The organism is Flavobacteriaceae bacterium HL-DH10, assembly GCA_031826515.1.
Lineage (GTDB): Bacteria > Bacteroidota > Bacteroidia > Flavobacteriales > Flavobacteriaceae > Thalassobellus > Thalassobellus suaedae.
Genome location: CP134536.1, coordinates 3,744,248 through 3,762,223 on the forward strand (window position 1 = coordinate 3,744,248; position 17,976 = coordinate 3,762,223).

At 29.6% G+C, this 17,976-nt stretch carries 16 protein-coding genes, 1 other RNA gene and 2 pseudogenes; 8 read left to right on the top strand and 11 right to left on the bottom strand.

All coding sequences use genetic code 11. The features are described from left to right. Positions 1–9 precede the first annotated feature (9 nt). The 6 genes from RHP49_15925 to RHP49_15950 all read right to left on the bottom strand — a co-directional run bounded on the left by RHP49_15925 (position 10) and on the right by RHP49_15950 (position 5,719). Positions 10–738 carry an NYN domain-containing protein gene (locus RHP49_15925; protein WNH12366.1) on the bottom strand — a complete coding sequence of 243 codons (729 nt, stop codon included), beginning with the start codon at positions 736–738 and terminating at the stop codon, positions 10–12. A 201-nt stretch (positions 739–939) separates the two neighbouring features. After that, positions 940–1,488, bottom strand: coding sequence for a 1-acyl-sn-glycerol-3-phosphate acyltransferase (locus tag RHP49_15930; protein WNH12367.1), 549 nt, complete (start codon positions 1,486–1,488; stop codon positions 940–942). Between the two features lies 1 nt (position 1,489). Further along, positions 1,490–2,572 carry an iron-containing alcohol dehydrogenase family protein gene (locus RHP49_15935; protein WNH12368.1) on the bottom strand — a complete coding sequence of 361 codons (1,083 nt, stop codon included), beginning with the start codon at positions 2,570–2,572 and terminating at the stop codon, positions 1,490–1,492. 123 nt (positions 2,573–2,695) lie between these two features. Further along, entirely contained in the window at positions 2,696–3,400 is a 705-nt protein-coding gene (locus RHP49_15940; protein ID WNH12369.1) for an HAD family hydrolase, read from the bottom strand. Next, complete coding sequence (gene kdsB, locus RHP49_15945; GenBank protein ID WNH12370.1) at positions 3,391–4,119, bottom strand: 3-deoxy-manno-octulosonate cytidylyltransferase; 729 nt, start codon at positions 4,117–4,119, stop codon at positions 3,391–3,393. Before kdsB ends, RHP49_15940 begins: the two co-directional genes overlap by 10 nt. Positions 4,120–4,294: 175 nt before the next feature. Then, complete coding sequence (locus RHP49_15950) at positions 4,295–5,719, bottom strand: AAA family ATPase (GenBank protein WNH12371.1); 1,425 nt, start codon at positions 5,717–5,719, stop codon at positions 4,295–4,297. 130 nt (positions 5,720–5,849) lie between these two features. Between RHP49_15950 and RHP49_15955 the strand changes: the two genes are divergently transcribed. The 5 genes from RHP49_15955 (at position 5,850) to RHP49_15975 (ending at position 9,401) form a co-directional block, all read left to right on the top strand. Further along, the gene (locus RHP49_15955) at positions 5,850–6,587 is read left to right on the top strand and encodes a hypothetical protein (protein WNH12372.1); all 738 of its coding nucleotides are present in this window, start codon (positions 5,850–5,852) and stop codon (positions 6,585–6,587) included. Next, on the top strand, positions 6,571–7,398 hold the full coding sequence (locus tag RHP49_15960) for a DUF3822 family protein (GenBank protein ID WNH12373.1): 828 nt from the start codon (positions 6,571–6,573) through the stop codon (positions 7,396–7,398). Before RHP49_15955 ends, RHP49_15960 begins: the two co-directional genes overlap by 17 nt. Then, complete coding sequence (locus RHP49_15965; protein WNH12374.1) at positions 7,398–7,937, top strand: RsmD family RNA methyltransferase; 540 nt, start codon at positions 7,398–7,400, stop codon at positions 7,935–7,937. The genes RHP49_15960 and RHP49_15965 overlap by 1 nt, the downstream gene beginning before the upstream one ends. A 162-nt stretch (positions 7,938–8,099) precedes the next feature. Then, positions 8,100–8,618 (top strand): nuclear transport factor 2 family protein, encoded by a 519-nt coding sequence (locus tag RHP49_15970; GenBank protein ID WNH12375.1) that lies wholly within the window; start codon positions 8,100–8,102, stop codon positions 8,616–8,618. 30 nt (positions 8,619–8,648) lie between these two features. Further along, positions 8,649–9,401 carry a hypothetical protein gene (locus tag RHP49_15975; GenBank protein WNH12376.1) on the top strand — a complete coding sequence of 251 codons (753 nt, stop codon included), beginning with the start codon at positions 8,649–8,651 and terminating at the stop codon, positions 9,399–9,401. A 57-nt stretch (positions 9,402–9,458) separates the two neighbouring features. Here the strand turns inward: RHP49_15975 and rnpB are convergent. Together rnpB and RHP49_15985 are read right to left on the bottom strand one after the other, a co-directional pair. After that, an RNA gene (gene rnpB, locus RHP49_15980) (RNase P RNA component class A) lies at positions 9,459–9,798 on the bottom strand. A 383-nt stretch (positions 9,799–10,181) separates the two neighbouring features. Continuing rightward, on the bottom strand, positions 10,182–10,997 hold the full coding sequence (locus RHP49_15985; GenBank protein WNH14440.1) for a DUF4238 domain-containing protein: 816 nt from the start codon (positions 10,995–10,997) through the stop codon (positions 10,182–10,184). 397 nt (positions 10,998–11,394) lie between these two features. Between RHP49_15985 and dnaX the strand changes: the two are divergent. The 3 genes and pseudogenes from dnaX to RHP49_16000 all read left to right on the top strand — a co-directional run bounded on the left by dnaX (position 11,395) and on the right by RHP49_16000 (position 14,283). Further along, positions 11,395–13,118 (top strand): annotated as a pseudogene (dnaX, locus tag RHP49_15990) (DNA polymerase III subunit gamma/tau). Between the two features lie 10 nt (positions 13,119–13,128). Beyond that, complete coding sequence (locus RHP49_15995) at positions 13,129–13,698, top strand: hypothetical protein (protein ID WNH12377.1); 570 nt, start codon at positions 13,129–13,131, stop codon at positions 13,696–13,698. 2 nt (positions 13,699–13,700) lie between these two features. Then, positions 13,701–14,283: pseudogene (locus RHP49_16000) on the top strand (tRNA-(ms[2]io[6]A)-hydroxylase). Here the strand turns inward: RHP49_16000 and RHP49_16005 are convergent. The 3 genes from RHP49_16005 to ppk1 form a co-directional block, all read right to left on the bottom strand. After that, positions 14,280–14,852, bottom strand: coding sequence for a porin family protein (locus RHP49_16005; protein ID WNH12378.1), 573 nt, complete (start codon positions 14,850–14,852; stop codon positions 14,280–14,282). The pseudogene RHP49_16000 and the gene RHP49_16005 overlap by 4 nt on opposite strands. Before the next feature lie 90 nt (positions 14,853–14,942). Further along, on the bottom strand, positions 14,943–15,848 hold the full coding sequence (locus tag RHP49_16010; protein ID WNH12379.1) for an exopolyphosphatase: 906 nt from the start codon (positions 15,846–15,848) through the stop codon (positions 14,943–14,945). Position 15,849: 1 nt separating this feature from the next. Then, positions 15,850–17,913, bottom strand: coding sequence for a polyphosphate kinase 1 (gene ppk1, locus RHP49_16015; protein WNH12380.1), 2,064 nt, complete (start codon positions 17,911–17,913; stop codon positions 15,850–15,852). Between the last annotated feature and the right edge of the window lie 63 nt (positions 17,914–17,976).

The following is a 17,976-nucleotide window of genomic DNA, read 5'->3' on the forward strand; positions in this document are numbered from 1 at the left end:
CAGGTTTAACTATTTATTCCTTACATAAATTAATTTAAATCGTCCATTTGATTGATCTCTTTGTTCCATTTCAAATTGATCTAACGATTTAAATAAAGGGGTTAATTTTACAAAACCAAAATTTCTTGAATCAAAATTTGGCTGCTTTTTTAATATTAAAGAACCCACATCTCCTAAAAAAGCCCAACCATCATCATCGGCAGCATCATCAACTGAGTTTTTAAGAAGTCTAATAACTTTAGGGGTTATATTATATAAATTTTCTTTTTTAGCGCCCCCTTCTTTTGTTTCCTTTTCGTTATCATTTTTAAGAATCTCTAAATAAATAAACTTATCGCAAGCCACAATAAAAGGATTAGGCGTTTTTTTCTCTCCCATTCCATATACTTGCATGCCTGCTTCTCTTAATCGAGTAGCTAACTTCGTGAAATCACTATCTGAAGATACTAAACAAAAACCATTTACTTTTTCTGAATATAAAATATCCATAGCATCAATTATCATAGCTGAATCTGTAGCATTCTTTCCTGTTGTATATCCATATTGCTGAATTGGCGTTATAGCATTCTCTAGTAGTATATTTTTCCATTTTGAAAGATGCGGTTTGGTCCAATCTCCATAAATTCTTTTTATAGTTGGTGTGCCATATTTAGCGATTTCTTCCATCATTTCTGAAATGTACTTTGAAGGGATATTATCTCCATCAATAAGTACTGCTATTTTTGTGTCTTTTATCATAATGTTTAAAGATAAATAAATATTAGAGATTGCGTCGCGTAGTAAGTAAAAAAGCTACCATTATGGTAGCTTTTTATCTTTAAGTATAAACTCAATGTTTCTTTTTAGGAACAAATAATTGTTTACTTTATGTTTCATCGAATAATACAATACACTTAAATCAATATTTGTGCCAAAATTAATTAAAGTTTTTAGATATAACTACGAATATTTTGGAATCTTACCTTTAACGTCTTCAAAAAAAAGGTGCATGAATTTAAGATCATTTTCCATACTATTTGTTGGATAAAATGGTTCAGAAATTTTATTTTGCTTATTTTCAAAATCGAAGCTAATCATAATGATAGGTACATGAGCTTTCTTGGCTATATAGTAAAAGCCCGTACGCCATTCTTTTACTTTCTTTCTTGTGCCTTCTGGAGCTAATGCCATTCTAAATTCATCCTTTTCTTTAAATAATTTAGCTATAACATCAACTTTGTTTGCTTTTGTAAATCTATCTATTGGAGTGCCTCCTAATACCTTAAAAAACCACCCAATTGGAAAAACAAACAATTCTTTTTTGCCAATAAAATTTATTTTAATATTTACTACAGATCGTAATAAAATACCAATATAAAAATCGTGCCAACTGGTATGTGGAACAGCAATTATAACTGCCTTTTTAATTGAATTTTTAGAAATAGTAGTATTACCTATAACTTGCCAACCTAATACTTTAAAATAAATAAATTTGGCTAGCCATTGCATATTACATTTTTTTATAGAGTTCTTTCAACTTTTTAGGTGTAGCAATTGTTTTCCAATTTTTTCCTAATGCATTTTCCCATAAAGGCTCTAAACTTAAAGATATCTTAATTAAAACATCAAATTCATTATCACTTAAATTAGTACAAATGCCTTGAGGTATTTCAATATTATGTTTAGATACCATTTCCTTAAATAGTTTAACACCTTCAGGATAAAATTCTTCTAAATGATTAAAAACAATACAATTACCAATACCATGCTTTGTGCCTAATAAATAGGATAACCCATAACTCATAGCATGAGCAACACCAACTTGAGAATAAGCAATACTCATGCCTCCATGCCAACTTGCCATCATGAGTTTATCTTGCAAATCTTTTTCTGATGAGTTATTTTCTAAAAACACTTCTTTGCATAAATCGAAAGCTTTTTCGCCATAACTCTGACTAAAAGCATTGAGATACGTTCCATTTAAAGATTCTATACAATGAATATAACAATCCATTCCTGTATAAAACCATTGATTTTTTGGTGTGCTTTTAGTAAGTTCTGGGTCTAAAATGACTTGGTCAAAAGGCGTATAATCAGAATTTATACCTAGTTTTTTTTCAGGACCTGTAAGCACTGTTGTTCTTGAAACCTCTGCTCCTGTTCCTGATATAGTTGGAACACCAACATGGTAAATAGCTGGATTTTTAACCAAATCCCATCCTTGATAATCTTTCGTTTCACCTTGATTTGTTAGCATTATGGATACAGCCTTAGCTAAATCTAGAAGTGTACCGCCACCAATTCCAATAATACCAGAAGGCCGCTCTTTGGTTTTTAAAATAATATCCTCAACCAATGCATCAACTTGAGATGTTTTGGGCTCTTCATTTGCTGAAATATAGATTATTTTATCATCATACGATAAATGTATTCTAGATATTAACCACGTATTATTCTTAAATACATCATCTATTAAATAGATGAAAGGTGCTTTAATGTTTAATCGCTTTGGGGCTATTATATCATTTAATTGACTGAAACTATCTCTACCAAAAATAACTCTTGGTACCATTGGAAAGTTTTTGTAATTCATTTAATATATTTTCTTATTCAAAAAGTAAAAGTAGTATTATTTTAAATTTACTAGTTTAAATATTAACGAAATTTCCTAAAAATTCTAAAATAACAAGTATTTATAATCTATGTTCTTCAACCATTAATTCAACAGTTTTATAACTTCAAATAAAGAACTTATTGTTTTATAGGCTTTACCATTTGTTTCTTGTTCACTAACTTGCTCATGAGCCCATGTGGTATGAAAAGGAACGTGTATGGCATTTGCCTTAATATTTACTAAAGGCAAAACATCGGATTTTAATGAATTTCCAATCATTAAAAATTCTGAAGGGTTTATATCTAAATGGTTTAGTAATTTAGAATAATTTGCTTCTTTTTTATCGCTTAAAACTTCAATATGATGAAAATAATCGGTTAACCCAGATTTTTCTAATTTTCGTTCTTGATCTAACAAATCGCCTTTTGTAGCTAAAATTAATCGGTATTTTTTTGATAAGCTTTTCAAAACCTCTTCTACTCCATCAAGTAGCTCAACAGGTTTGTTTAACATGTCTTTACCTATATTTAAGATAGCTTCTATTGTTTTATTGGATACTTGATGGTTTGATAATTCTAAAGCCATTTCAACCATAGACAACACAAATGCTTTAACACCATAACCGTATAATGGAAGGTTACCGATTTCTTTTTTAAATAACTCTTGATCTATCTTATTGGGAGTTTCATATTTAGATAATAAGCTAGCAAATGCTAATTCGGCTTCACGAAAATAAGTTTCGTTTACCCAAAGTGTATCATCAGCATCAAATCCAATAACTTTTATGTTTTTATAATCTATTTCCATATTTTTTTGGCACGTTCTAAATCTTCTGGAGTGTCAATTTCTACGCCTTCTACATTAGTTTCTACCATTTTTATTCGTTTTCCATATTCTAAATAACGAATACATTCAATTTTTTCTGAAGCTTCTAAAGGAAGCATAGGTAGATTATAAAAATCTAATATGGCTTGTTTTCTAAATGCATAAACGCCTTTGTGTTTAAAATATTTGGCACCAACATTTGTTTCTCTTGCATATGGTATCGGGCTTCGTGAAAAATATAATGCAAAATTAGATTGGTCTACAATAACCTTTACAGTATTGGGATTATTAATTTCATCTTTATCTGTAATATGAACCATTAATGATGCTAAATCTACATCTTCTTTAGGGTCATTTTTAAATACTTCAATAAGTTTAGACAACGATTCTTTATCTGTAAATGGTTCATCGCCTTGAACATTTATAACCACATCAATATCCATGAACTCGACAGCTTCAGCAATTCTATCGCTACCACATTCATGTTCCTTTTTACTCATTATTGCTTTGCCCCCATTATTTACAATTTCATCATAAATAATAGCACTATCGGTTACAACAAAAACGTCATCAAACAATTTTGTAGCAACGGCAGCCTCATAAGTACGAAGTATTACTGTTTTTCCACCTAAGTCCTGCATAAGTTTAGCTGGAAAACGAGTAGCGCTATACCGCGCAGGTATCATAGAAATTATCTTCATTTATTCTGTATTCAAATCTTTGTCAAAAATAGCACTATTTAATGATTTAAGTATTTCTTGTATTTAAACTTTTTATATAATCACAAAAATGATAGTTAGACAACTAAAAATATAGAAATCTTAATCTGCAGGTTATAATTAGTTCTGTTTTATAGAATTAAAATATAATCAAAAACTAGTCCTCAAAAAAATCATCTTTAAAGCCAATAAGATATAATTTTTCTTTAGCTCTAGTTACTGCTGTATAAAGCCAACGCAAATAATCTCTATCAATACCATTAGGCAAGTAAGGTTGCTCTACAAAAACAGTGTTCCATTGTCCGCCTTGAGATTTATGACAGGTAATAGCATAAGAGAACTTAACTTGTAATGCATTGAAATGTTTGTTTGCTTTTACTTTTAAAAATTTTTTATACTTAGCGGTTTCACTTTCATAATCTTTCATCACTTCTTGATAAAGCCTGTTAGAATCTTCATAAGGCAACGAAGGTGTTTCGGCTTCAATAGTATCTAATAATAACACCGTTTCAAATGGACGCATTTTTGGGTAATCCACCATTCTTACTTTTACTTCTGCAAAACGAAAGCCATAAAGTTCTTCAATTTTAAAAATCTCTAAAACTTCAATTATATCACCGTTTGCTATAAAACCAGCTTCGGTAGTAGGTTTTATCCAAAAATAATTATTCTTAACAACCATTAAAAAATCTCCAGATGACAATTCATTCTCATTGAATAAAATCCGACCACGTATTTGCTGATTGTATAAATTAGCTCTTTTATTACTCCTTACAATGATAGCCGTTTCTTCGTTGCCTAAACTACTATAAGCATCATTTATAGCATCCATAATATCATAACCATCAACTAACCTAACAATATCTTTAAAGTTGTTTAAATCAAACTTAAAAGCATCATGAACCGAATTTGACAAAGCTTCTCGTAAAACAGTTGCATTAACAAGAATACCTGAATCTTGTTCTTGTCTCATGACTTCATCTAACTCCATTTTAGTAACTTCTTTGTTATAATTTAAAGCCAAGGTATTTTCGTTTAAAGCAGGACTTAAATCTAATTTTACAGGTGGAAGTTGTGCTGTATCACCTATTAAAAGCAATTTACAGTGATGACCAGAATATACATATTGCATTAAATCGTCTAAAAGCGAACCGTTTTCAAAAAGTTTAGAATCTCCTGGGGTATCAGGAATCATAGATGCTTCATCTACAATAAAAATGGTGTTTTTATGCTTATTAGGTTGTAAAACAAACTTAACGCCTCCTCCTTGTTCTTTTTTTGGAAAATATATTTTTTTATGAATAGTAAAGGCTTCTTTTTTTGAGTAATTTGAAATTACCTTTGCAGCTCTACCTGTTGGAGCCATTAACACCGCACTCTTTTTTGCTTTCCATAAATTACTTACTATACAGCCTATTATAGTTGTTTTTCCTGTTCCAGCATATCCTTTTAATAAATATAGTGCATTAGGCGATTTACTAAATATAAATTCTGACAACTGTTGTAAAACAATATTTTGTTTTATGGTAGGTTGAAACGGAAAGTCCTGTTTTATAAGGGAATAAAATTCGGGTGATGTCATTTAAATTAAACGGATTAAAAATTATTCAAATATATAAATGATTTTTACGCGCTTTCGTTTTTACGATTAAAAAAAAATTGTAGATTTGCTAAATACCATTATAATAATTTATTTTTAATAAAAACCCATTATGTTAACATTTATTCTTATTGCTGTTGCTGTAATATTAGTTACAATTGGCTTAGTAAAGTTGATTGACAAATTTGTTCCTCAAAAATTTAAATCTGTATTAACTATCGCCTTGTGGGTGTTAATATTTTTTCTAGGCTATCAAACATTTATGTCTGTTTATAATCCTGTTTTATTTGAGCAAACAAAAGAAAAGCGTTATGCTATAGTTATTAAAAGTTTAATTGATATTAGAGATGCAGAATTAGCACACAAACAAGTTACTGGAGTTTTTGCTGGTAATTTTGATAATTTAGTAAAGTTTATTGACACCGCTGAATATACAATTACCCAACGTCGTGATTCAAGTGTAATTGATCCTGTTTTAACGAAACAATTTGGAGTAGATATGTTTAAAGAAATAGTTATCATTGACACTCTAGGTACTGTTTCTGTAAAAGATTCATTATTTAAAACGTCTGAGAGGTATAAAACTATGATGAATGTACCAGTTGGTGAAGAAGGTGCTAAATTTGAACTTAAAGCTGGTTTTATAGAACAAAGTGATGCTAGAATTCCTGTTTTTGAAGCTAAGGTTAAAAAAGCTGTTATTTTATTCGATCAAGATAAAGATTTAATAAGTCAAGAAAATGAAGTAGTTTCAGTAGAAGGTGTAAATGGAGATGCTCTTACAGTAGGCTCTATGGATGAAGTTAATACTGGAGGAAACTGGCCAAAAACTTATGGCAACAACGAGTAATACTATTAACAAACTAACTAATATAGACCTGTCCATTCAAATAAGTTTGAGTGGACTTTCTTTTTGTATCCTACAGAGAGATATTAATACCATTTCTACATTAAAACATTTTGACTTTAATAAAAAGTTAAATCCTTTAGAAGTTTTAGAGAAATTAAAGCATGTATTTAATACGGAGAAAGCGTTGCAAGACGATTTTAATAAAGTTTGTATCATACATGAGAACGAACTTTCAACATTAGTACCAAAGCCATTATTTAATGAAGATTGTTTAGCTGATTATTTAAAGTTTAACTCTAAAATTTTAAAATCAGATTATATTACTCACGACGATATTCTTATAAATGATAGTATCAATGTTTATGTTCCATACATAAATATTAACAATTTTATTTATGATAGATTTGGCTCATTTACTTTTAAACACGCCTCTACCGTTTTAATTGAAAACATTTTATTAATAGAAAAGAATTCAGATACAACAAAAGTATATATTAATGTAAGTAAAAATCATTTTGAAATCGTTGTTGTAAACAATACCAGCCTAATTTTTTATAACACCTTTGAGTATAAAACTAAAGAAGATTTTATTTATTACTTACTTTTTACTGCAGAGCAATTAAAGCTGAACCCAGAAACATTACAATTAATTTTTCTTGGAGAAATAGATACTAAAGACCAACTTTATATTATAGCCTATAAATACATTAGATTTGTGTTTTTAGGTAACCGAGAAGATAATTACAAATACAGTATTGATGCACAACCTGCAACTCATCAAAGTGATTTCACCTTAATACATAGTTTTTAATGCGCATTATATCAGGTTTATATAAAAGTAGAAAAATAGTAGCACCTAAAAATCTACCCGTTCGCCCCACAACAGATATGGCGAAAGAGTCATTATTCAATATTTTGAACAATACGTTTTATTTTAACGATATTTCTGTTTTAGATTTATTTGCAGGTACAGGTAATATAAGTTATGAATTTGCTTCAAGAGGTACCGAACACATTACGTGTGTAGATCAAGATTTTGGTTGTATTAAGTTTATTAACGAAACAGCCGATAAATTTGATATGCCCATACAAACCATAAAAAGTGACGTCTTCAAATTTTTAGAAAAAACAGCTATTCAAGCCGATGTTATATTCGCCGATCCACCTTATAGTTTTTCTGAAGAACAGTTCTCTGTAATTCCTGATTTAGTTTTTAAAAACAATCTTTTATTAGAAGAAGGTGTACTTATTATAGAACACTCAAAACACACCAATTTATCTAATTTAGCTAATTATAGTCACTCTAAAAGTTATGGTGGCAATATGTTTAGTTTCTTTGAAAGTGCCTAATTAAAATCACTTCGCTTTTTTAATTCACTTTTTTTCAGTACTTTAGAGTTCTCCTTAAGAGCCCCAGGCTCTACAATTCTTTTCTTAACAAAAGAAATCATACTTTTCTTTAAAATGTTTATGGCTTGTTTTTAATATTAACTACTAAAAACCATAAATAAAATGAAAAAACTTTTTTTAATTGGACTTGCATTACTCGTATTTAATGCCTGCCAAAATCAGCCACAACGGTATTTTGAAGAATCTGCAGAAATTGAAACTACAAAAGCAGGTATAAAAGCTTATGAAACACAAGATTGGGATACTTGGAAAGCAAATTTTTCTGATACTGCAAAAATCTACCATAATACCAATAAAGGAGCGACTCCAGCTGAAATGATGACAGGTATGAAACAAATGCTTTCTAATTTTGAATCTTATGGTTTTGGAGACAAAGGAACAGAATACGAAATGATTATAGATAAAGATGGTGATACTTGGGTAAACTATTGGAATACTTGGAAAGGAAAAGCCAACGTTACAGGCAAAGAATTAACTATTCCTGTACATTTAACTATACAGTTTGTAGATGGTAAAATTGTAAAAGAATATGCATATTATGATACTGCAGGCATTGGCGCTACGATTGCAGAAATAGAAGCTGCTAAAATGGCTGAAGAAGTAGAAACTTCTGAAGAATAAAAATTTCACTAACAAAAACACGTTCTAATTATGAAAACACTTATAAAATCTTTAGTAATAATAAGTGCATTATGCTTATTTATTAATATGTCATATGCACAAAAAATGTATCAAATTCATCAAGACAATGTTAAGCCTTCTATGGTAAGTTTATATGAGAAAACGGCTAAAGAATTCACAGAAGCTTGTAATAAACACAATCCACAAGCTCCTTGGATAACCGCAACAACTGGTAACATGCAGTATTTATACATTAGCCCATTAGAAAATTTTGCGGCATTAGATGAAAATGTTTTTTCTGATATGAGAAAAGCTATGGGAGATAGTTGGAGTAATATATTTAAAAATTTTAATAAATGCTATGATTCTCATTCGGACTATATAATTACATTATCAGAAAAATTATCATATATGCCAGAAGGTATTACTCAAATGCAAGAAGGACAAAATTATAGAAATTGGTATTACCTATATTATACTCCAGAAAATGGTGAAAATATATTGGAAGCCATAAAAGGAGTTAAAGAATTATTTAAAAGTAAAGCATCAAAAAGTTATTATCGAATTTATAGAAGTGGCTTTGGATGTCCAGAAAGTTTTTATTTAGTAGCTGTTTCCTCTAAAGACGAATTAGATTCGGCTATTAAAGGGAAAGCTAATCAAGAAACGCTAGGCGAAGACAGAAAAGCAGTTTTTGGTAATTTAATGCAATATGTAAGTAGATTTGAAGAAATTACTGGAGAAATGAGACCTGATATATCTTATTCGCCAAAATCAAATTAACCAACCATCCTTTATTAACCCAAAAACCCTTCTTTAAATTAAAGAAGGGTTTTTTTATGAGTAAGTAAATCTATAAGCCGGATTCTGTATATCCTGAACGCGTTTCAGGATCTCTCCTAAAAAAGTTAGAATACCCTTATCATTTATCTGAGTGCATTGTTACCAATACACTTTAGCTGCCTACCCTCCAGTATCGAGCGTGCCGCCCTCAAGCACTGGTTTACATGACATTGCACCACATAGAGTTTACCTGGTTTCACTACAGCATTACCTGTACATACTTTCTGTTGCACTTTTCCTAACCTCACGGCTGGTGGCCATTAACCACTATGTTGCACTACGGTGTCCGGACTTTCCTCCATTCATTTACATGAACAGTGATAAGGCAATCTACTTGGGTGCAAAATTACAATAAACTGAAACTAAAATCTAAATTAAAATCGTTTTTCATGGCTAGACATCGAATTCCATTGTATTTGAAAAACTAAACATTTGGGCGTTACCCTAAAAAAGGGTCAGGCTTTCCGTTACAAGTCCTCGCTCCTAGCGTCGCTGTGGGCTTTTCTGTTCAATGCTTAACGCGCTTATTTGATGGCTTATGATTTTTAATGTAAAGTTATTTTATTTTGGTGAGGTTCGTTTAACAGTTAGTATATCTTAAGTTAGCCTTATCAAATATAAGTTATAAATTAAGAATCAAATCAGAAGCTAGCAAACTAGCAACAACCAAATGATAAAACTAAAGTAGCAATTTTTTATAGGATACGGTGTTGCCCAAAGTTATTTATTTGTTTGATAATCATTCATATCCTTAAATTTAGTCAGATAATTAATATGTTCAAATAAATTTCCAATTGTAAATTTAGAATCATTTTCTTTAATAGTTTCTTTGTAATATTCGACATAAAAATCAAGTATATCTTTATTTCCAGAGCCAATGAACCTTTCCGATATATTCATTATACAAAGATTGATTCCATTAACAGTAAAATCATCAATAAACAAAGGATTTTTTTTGTTTAAAATCAGAACTTTGTTTTTTGATAAAGGAAAAATAACTTTTTCAAAAACATTATCTAAAGTCGGTTTATCATTTAAAAACAGAATAGGCATATCTCCAATTAAAAATTCGTAATTAGAATTAGTATTTAGGCTAAATAATTTCCAGAATTTTATAAGTTTAGTAATTTCCTCTTTACTTGCATCCGAATTGGCTACAATAACTTTTAAGTGTTTTGCAAATTCTGAATTATTCAAAATTTCCTCTTTTATTTTTTTTACAGATTCATCTTTATCCGTTAGTCGTTTTCCCGTTTCTATATTTGATAATCCAAAATAAGGATTACAAAGACCTTCTTTTTGTATCAATTCTTTTAAAAGAGAATCGGAAGTTGGTGTTCTCCAGAATAAATTTATCATAAAATTTAAGAGACCAGCTTTTTCAAAATCGGATGAAGAATCTACTAAACTCTTATTTTTAATGATTTTTTTTACAATTACACTTCCAAAATTATCAAATGGTCCATAAACATTTTTTTCAGAACTCATAATGATTTTATTTTCGTGTATAAAGTTGTTTAGGTTTTTTTTAAAAATCGTCTATCAGGAATTGAAGGTGGATAAATTATATCTAATTCTTTGTCATAAACATAAATCAGTTCATTTTCATTGCAAAATCCTTTTTGAAAGAATATTGGAATATAATGATGATTTATTGACTGTTTCAATGGCGTTTTTTAATTGTGGGCAACGACTTGATATGAAATCGTTTTAATACTTCGGCTTCGCTCAGTACAGGATAATTATACCTAATGTTAAACGAAGTTATCATTTTTTTCTGACAAAGTCAAGAAAAAACATACCATCACAATCAGTATTATTTGTTAATAACTCCTATTAAATTCTAAGTTCAAAATTCTAAATTATCAATTGAATTTTTAACTTTGTTATCTATTCAATAAGCATCTTAAGATGTTTAAATAATTAGGCAAAATTGGAACACTTTGTAGTATCGGCTAGAAAATACAGACCCCAAACGTTTAAAGACGTTGTGGGACAGCAGGCTATTACAAATACCTTATTAAATGCCATTGAACACAATCATTTAGCACAAGCCTTACTGTTTACAGGGCCTCGTGGTGTTGGCAAAACAACCTGTGCCCGTATTTTAGCTAAAATGATTAATAGTGAAGGCAATGATACTGAAGATGAAGATTTTGCTTTTAATATTTTCGAATTAGATGCAGCATCAAACAACTCGGTTGATGATATTAGAAGTTTAACCGATCAGGTTCGTATTCCGCCACAGGTTGGAAAATATAAAGTTTATATTATTGATGAGGTACACATGTTATCTCAGGCGGCTTTTAATGCGTTTCTTAAAACGCTAGAAGAACCCCCAAAGCATTGTATTTTCATTTTAGCAACTACTGAAAAGCATAAAATAATACCAACCATCTTATCGCGTTGTCAAATTTTTGATTTTAAACGTATTACCGTTAAAGATGCAAAAGATTATTTAAAATATATAGCAGAAGAACAAGGTATAACTGCCGATGATGATGCGCTTCATATTATTGCTCAAAAGGCAGATGGCGCTATGCGTGACGCCCTTTCTATATTTGATCGCGTGGTTAGTTTTTCAGGAAAAAACCTAACACGACAAGCTGTAACCGAAAATTTAAATGTACTTGATTATGATACCTATTTTACAAGTACAGACTATATTTTAGAAAATAAAATACCCGAACTTTTACTACAATTTAATAATACGCTTTCCAAAGGTTTTGATGGGCATCACTACATTGCTGGTTTAGCATCTCATTTTAGAGATTTATTAGTCAGCAAAACACCAGAAACTATTGAATTGCTTGAAGTAGGCGATCAAACAAAAGCTAAATACTTAGAACAGTCGCAAAAAGCATCTCAAGACTTTCTGTTAAAGGCTATAGAACTAGCAAACGACTGCGATCTCAAGTATAAAACCAGTAAAAACCAACGACTACTCGTTGAATTATGTATCATGCAGCTTGCCTCTATCACTTTTGATGGAGAAAAAAAAATAGCAAACATTACATAATACCAGCTTCTTATTTTAAAAACAAGGGCATTACTCCTATTCCTGTTAAAGTTCCTGAGCAAAATTCTACTCAAGAAATAAATACTTCAAATAAAACAGAAACAACCACTGTAGCGTCTAAACATATAGAATCTCTACAAGTAAAAGAGCCTCCTAAAATTGTATTAAAACAAAATACGAAGCGAACTTCTGGACTTTCATTAAGTAGTATAAGAGCAAAAAAAGAGCATCTCATAAAACAAATGGATGTTGTTGTTGATGAAGAAGATTTACCAAAAGAAGATTTTACCGAAGAAGCATTAAGAAGTTATTGGAAAAAATTCACAGATATTTTAATAGAAAAAGGAAAGCACAATTTGGCTTCTATTCTATCTATGGATACGCCTAAAGTAAAAGGAACAACCGTATATTTAGAATACCCAAATGCAACAAATAAAGTAGAATTAGAACGTCAGCAATATGATTTAATGTCATATTTAAGAAAGTCACTAAATAACTATGATATTAGTTTAGAAATTACCGTGAACGAAGTTCTTGAAAAACAATATACTTATACGTCTGCTGATAAATTTGAAAAATTAAATGAAAAAAACCCTAATTTAGATCTTTTAAGAAGAACTTTTGATTTAGACATTTAAAACACTGTATATGAAAAAGTTACTATTATCTATTTTATTATTGAGCATTATCTTTATTAGTTGTGATGGTAGAGATAGAAGATACAAATCAAATGCTGAAGTTTTACAAGAATCAAACCTTTTAAAATCATTTTCTGCTCAAACAAAATTCTTTCCAAATGAATCTGTAGAGATTATTACAGATACTATTTTTAATAATGGGTTTCATGTAAAATTAAAATACAATGCGCTTGAAAATGATTTTATTTCAAAAACAATACAATCTAATAACGATGCTTTAATTCATAATAATTATAAAAACTTTGAAGCAATCATATTAGTTTTAAAAGATGAAAAAATTATTTCTAAAGGCATTATAAATAAAACATTATTCCAAAATCATGAAACACCTTCATTTTGGAAAAACGCTATTATGCAATATGTTTGGATAAATTATGAAACATCAACTGATACTCATATAATTTTAAACACGTCGTTTCATATTCCTGAAACAGATATATTTAAGGATTTTTCTATAAGTATTGATACCTTTGGAAATATTGAAATATCAAAAATTAACCTTATCGAAAGTACCATATAATTATGTTAGGACTTAAACTACCAACAGACCCACGTTGGGTTAATATTGTAGAAAAAAATATTGAAGAAATACTTACCGATCATGCGTTTTGCGAACAAAAAGCGACAAGTACAGCCATTTCTTTAATTGTTAGTTTCCCTGAATATACAGAACTCGTACAAGAAATGACGGCTTTAGTAAAAGAAGAAATGAGTCATTTTAAAATGGTTCATGATATTATTATAAAACGGGGTTGGACTTTAGGTAGAGATAGAAGAGATGATTATGTTATTCAGCTCATAAAATTCTTTCCAAAAGGTGGTAGTAGAACAACTCAATTGGTACATAGGCTTCTTTACGCAGCATTAATTGAAGCAAGAAGCTGTGAACGCTTTAGATTATTGTCTGAAGCATTAGAAGACAAAGAATTGGCTACTTTTTATAGAAATTTAATGGCTAGTGAAGCAAACCACTATACGATGTTTTTAGGTTTTGCTAGAAAGTATGGTAATAAAAAAAGAAGTTGATACCAAATGGCAGCAACTTCTTGAATATGAATCTGAAATTATTAGTAATTTAGGTAAAACTGAAGCTATACACGGTTAAAATTTGTAACCAACTCCAATTTGTATATTTGTATTTTTTGCTGTAATTCCTTGTGCATCATCAAATATATCAGAGATACCATAAGTATACCTAACATCAGTAAACAACACGTGAGTTAATTTATATTCAATTCCTGCCACACCAGAATATGCAAAATTTTGAATACCGTCTTCATACTTGTATACTTTTAATCCAACTTGTGGTCCTAAACCAAAATGAATTTTTTCACTTATTCTAAATCTTAATAAAATTGGAATTTGAATGTAATCTAAATGTAAAACTTCTGCTTTAGCGCCTTCAGGAGAAAACTGTATTTCTGGAACTAATGAAATCGTTTTAGATAAACCTATATCTGCAAAAAAACCAACATAAAAACTGTTTCTATGCTTATTCTCCATGGTTGGAGTAGCATCAAAATCTAAATTAGAAATGGTTAATCCAGTTCTAACACCATATTTAACACCTTGAAATGTTGAGCCTTTAGCCTTTTCTTCCTTAGTTTCTTTTTCTTGAGAAAAACTAGAAAAAGAAATAACAAGTAGGATTGTTAATAGTAATAGTCTTTTCATAATTAAATAGTTTTGGGTTATAATTCTATTGCGACGAATATATATTAATTATGCTATATACTAATATTTTAAAAGATAAAGTGCAAAATATTACTGTGTATTGCTTGAAACCGTATCATAATAAATACTTTTTATTATACCATCTGCTAATCCAATTTTTGGAACATATATGTTTTTTGCTCCACTCCATTTCATTGAAGAAAGGTAAATTCTCATAGCTGGAATGATTACATCTGCTCTATCTTGGTTTAAATCAAGTTCGGTAATTCGCTCTTCATAAGAATACGTTTGGAGCATATTATAATACGAAGTCAGATAAAAATAGGTTAATGGTTTACCCATTGCTTTTCCCGATATTTTAAATATTTTATTGATGTTTCCACCGGACCCAATAACACTAATTTTATCATAACCCATGGCATTTAATTTTATCCATTCTTCTAATTCTTGCCAAGATTCTTTTTTCACCATATCATTAAGCAAGCGAACAGTACCTATTTTAAATGAACGAGATGCCACTGGTTTTCCTTGATGAATTACAGTAAATTCTGTACTACCACCACCAACATCAACATATAAATATGTTTTATTATTATCTATATATTTATTTAAATCTGTAGCTGCAATAATAGCGGCTTCTTCTTCACCCCCAATAATATCAATACTTATACCTGCTTGCTCTAAAACTAAATCTACAATCCTTTTTCCGTTTTCAGATTCTCGCATTGCCGATGTTGCACAGGCTTTGTATTTTACCACTTTATGAGATTTCATTAAGAGTTTAAATGCTAACATCGTATCTAACATACGCTGGGTATTATCTTTAGAAATTCTATTTTTAATAAAAACATCAGCCCCTAAACGAATGGGAACACGTACTAATGAGTTTTTTTTAAACTGAACAGGTTTACCCTTTTGCTCAATAATATTTGAAATTAGTAATCTTACCGCGTTTGATCCTATATCTATAGCTGCGTATTTTTTTATTGAAAGCATATTAACCTTTTATCTTATTTAAATAATAATCGTAAGTGGCAAATTGCGATCTTACTTTCGGCTTATCATTGATTTTATATTCATTCTCTTGAGACTCATTTAGTAATCGAGCTTTAACATTGTCATTCCAGCAAATATCAAAAGTGTCTAAAATTTCTTGTTTAATATCTTCATCATAAATAGGGCAGCTTACTTCTACCCTATTATCTATGTTTCTTGTCATCCAATCTGCAGAAGATATATAAATTTTAGTATCTCCGTTATTACCAAAAATATAAACCCTAGAATGCTCTAAAAATTTATCAATAACACTTATTACTTCAATGTTTTCACTCATTCCTTTTATTCCAGGAACTAAGCAACAGAGCCCTCTAATAATCATTTGAATTTTTACACCCGAATTGCTTGCTTCATATAATTTATCAACCATTTTATAGCTTGATATACTATTCATCTTCAATTTAATCAAGCCTTGTTTTCCCTTTTTAACGTTTTCAATTTCAGTATCAATTAATTTAAAAATTGCTTTTTGTGTGTTGTGAGGAGAAGTTATTAAGTGTTTATATCTGTATATTTTATAATTGGTTTCAAAAAAGCTAAAAATTTTATTTACATCTTTTAAAATACGTTGATCTGAAGTGAATAAAGTATAATCCGTATAAATTTTAGCAGTTGATTCGTTAAAATTCCCAGTACTTACAAAGCCATAACGTTTTAGTTTTTTGTTTTCTTCGCGCTCAATAACACACATTTTACTATGAACTTTTAAGCCTGCAACACCAAAAATTAAATTAACACCTTCTTCTTCCATTTGTTGGGCGTAATCAATATTAGCTTGCTCATCAAATCTAGCCCTAAGTTCTATTGATACTGTAACAGATTTACCATTAATAGCGGCATTTATTAAAGAACTAGCAATATGTGAAATTTGAGCCAGACGATAAATGGTAATTTTAATTGTTTTTACAGCAGGATCTAGAGCTGCTTCTCTTAAAAATTTAACGACATAAGAAAATGTATGATAAGGTGCGTACAATAAATAATCTTTTTTCTTTATGGCTTTAAAAATGCTAGCTTCTAAGCTAAGTCCTTTTATAGGTAATGGTTCAATTTTATCATAAAGCAAATCTTTTCTACCCAAACTTGGGAAACTCATATAATCTCTCCTATTATGATATCTGCCTCCAGGGATTATACTATCTGTTGTATCAATACCCATTTTTGACATTAAGTACTGTAAAGTATCATCATCTATAGTTTTATCATATACAAAACGTACTGGTTCCCCTATTTCTCTATGCTTAACACTATCTGATATTTTTTCAATAAAACTTTTACTTAAATCACTTTCAAAATCAAGTTCACCATCACGAGTAATCTTAATCATATGCGCAGAGATACTTTTGTAATCGAAAATATTAAAAATATCGCTTAAGGAATGACGTATTAAATCGTCAATCATAATTATAAAACGCTTATCTCCTTGTTTTGGTAAAACAACAAATCTATTGATTGTTTTAGGTATTTCAATAAGAGCAAATTGTATTGAACCATCTGTCATCAACATTTTTACAGCCAAATAAGCAGCGCTATCTTTTAAATTAGGTAGAACAATAGAATCATTCAAAATAATTGTTACCAACGCAGGACTTACAGTCTGTATAAAATATTTTTTTATAAAATCATGTTGAGAATTATCTATCTGTTCTTCATTTATAACATAGATGTTTTCATCTTCTAACCGAAGACCTATTGTATGCAAAATTTCTAAACTTTTACTTTGTTGCTTTATTACAATTTCAGTTATCTGCTCTAAAAGTTCTTTAGCTCTAATTCCTCCAAGTTCACTTTTACCTCCTTTTCCTGCTTCAACAATTCGTTTTACTGTAGCATATCTAACTTTGAAAAATTCATCTAAATTATTAGAAAATATTCCTAAAAAACGCAATCTTTCAATTAATGGAACGGTTTCATCAGACGCTTCTTGCAAAACTCTAGCATTAAATTGCAACCAACTTATTTCTCTATTTATATAAATATATTCTTGGCTTTCTGATTTAGTCATTTAATTTAACTGGATTATAATTACAAAAACAAATATATTCTATTTCACCTAAATAGCCTTACA

Bases quoted from the DNA above. Each gene is read 5' to 3' on its own strand.
- RHP49_15940 (WNH12369.1), bottom strand. From the start codon at position 3,400: ATGGAAATAGATTATAAAAACATAAAAGTTATTGGATTTGATGCTGAT.
- RHP49_16005 (WNH12378.1), bottom strand. From the start codon at position 14,852: ATGAAAAGACTATTACTATTAACAATCCTACTTGTTATTTCTTTTTCT.
- ppk1 (WNH12380.1), bottom strand. From the start codon at position 17,913: ATGACTAAATCAGAAAGCCAAGAATATATTTATATAAATAGAGAAATA.
- RHP49_15935 (WNH12368.1), bottom strand. From the start codon at position 2,572: ATGAATTACAAAAACTTTCCAATGGTACCAAGAGTTATTTTTGGTAGA.
- RHP49_15960 (WNH12373.1), top strand. From the start codon at position 6,571: ATGGCAACAACGAGTAATACTATTAACAAACTAACTAATATAGACCTG.
- RHP49_15975 (WNH12376.1), top strand. From the start codon at position 8,649: ATGAAAACACTTATAAAATCTTTAGTAATAATAAGTGCATTATGCTTA.
- RHP49_15965 (WNH12374.1), top strand. From the start codon at position 7,398: ATGCGCATTATATCAGGTTTATATAAAAGTAGAAAAATAGTAGCACCT.
- RHP49_15950 (WNH12371.1), bottom strand. From the start codon at position 5,719: ATGACATCACCCGAATTTTATTCCCTTATAAAACAGGACTTTCCGTTT.
- kdsB (WNH12370.1), bottom strand. From the start codon at position 4,119: ATGAAGATAATTTCTATGATACCTGCGCGGTATAGCGCTACTCGTTTT.
- RHP49_15925 (WNH12366.1), bottom strand. From the start codon at position 738: ATGATAAAAGACACAAAAATAGCAGTACTTATTGATGGAGATAATATC.
- RHP49_15930 (WNH12367.1), bottom strand. From the start codon at position 1,488: ATGCAATGGCTAGCCAAATTTATTTATTTTAAAGTATTAGGTTGGCAA.
- RHP49_16010 (WNH12379.1), bottom strand. From the start codon at position 15,848: ATGCTTTCAATAAAAAAATACGCAGCTATAGATATAGGATCAAACGCG.
- RHP49_15995 (WNH12377.1), top strand. From the start codon at position 13,129: ATGAAAAAGTTACTATTATCTATTTTATTATTGAGCATTATCTTTATT.
- RHP49_15970 (WNH12375.1), top strand. From the start codon at position 8,100: ATGAAAAAACTTTTTTTAATTGGACTTGCATTACTCGTATTTAATGCC.
- RHP49_15955 (WNH12372.1), top strand. From the start codon at position 5,850: ATGTTAACATTTATTCTTATTGCTGTTGCTGTAATATTAGTTACAATT.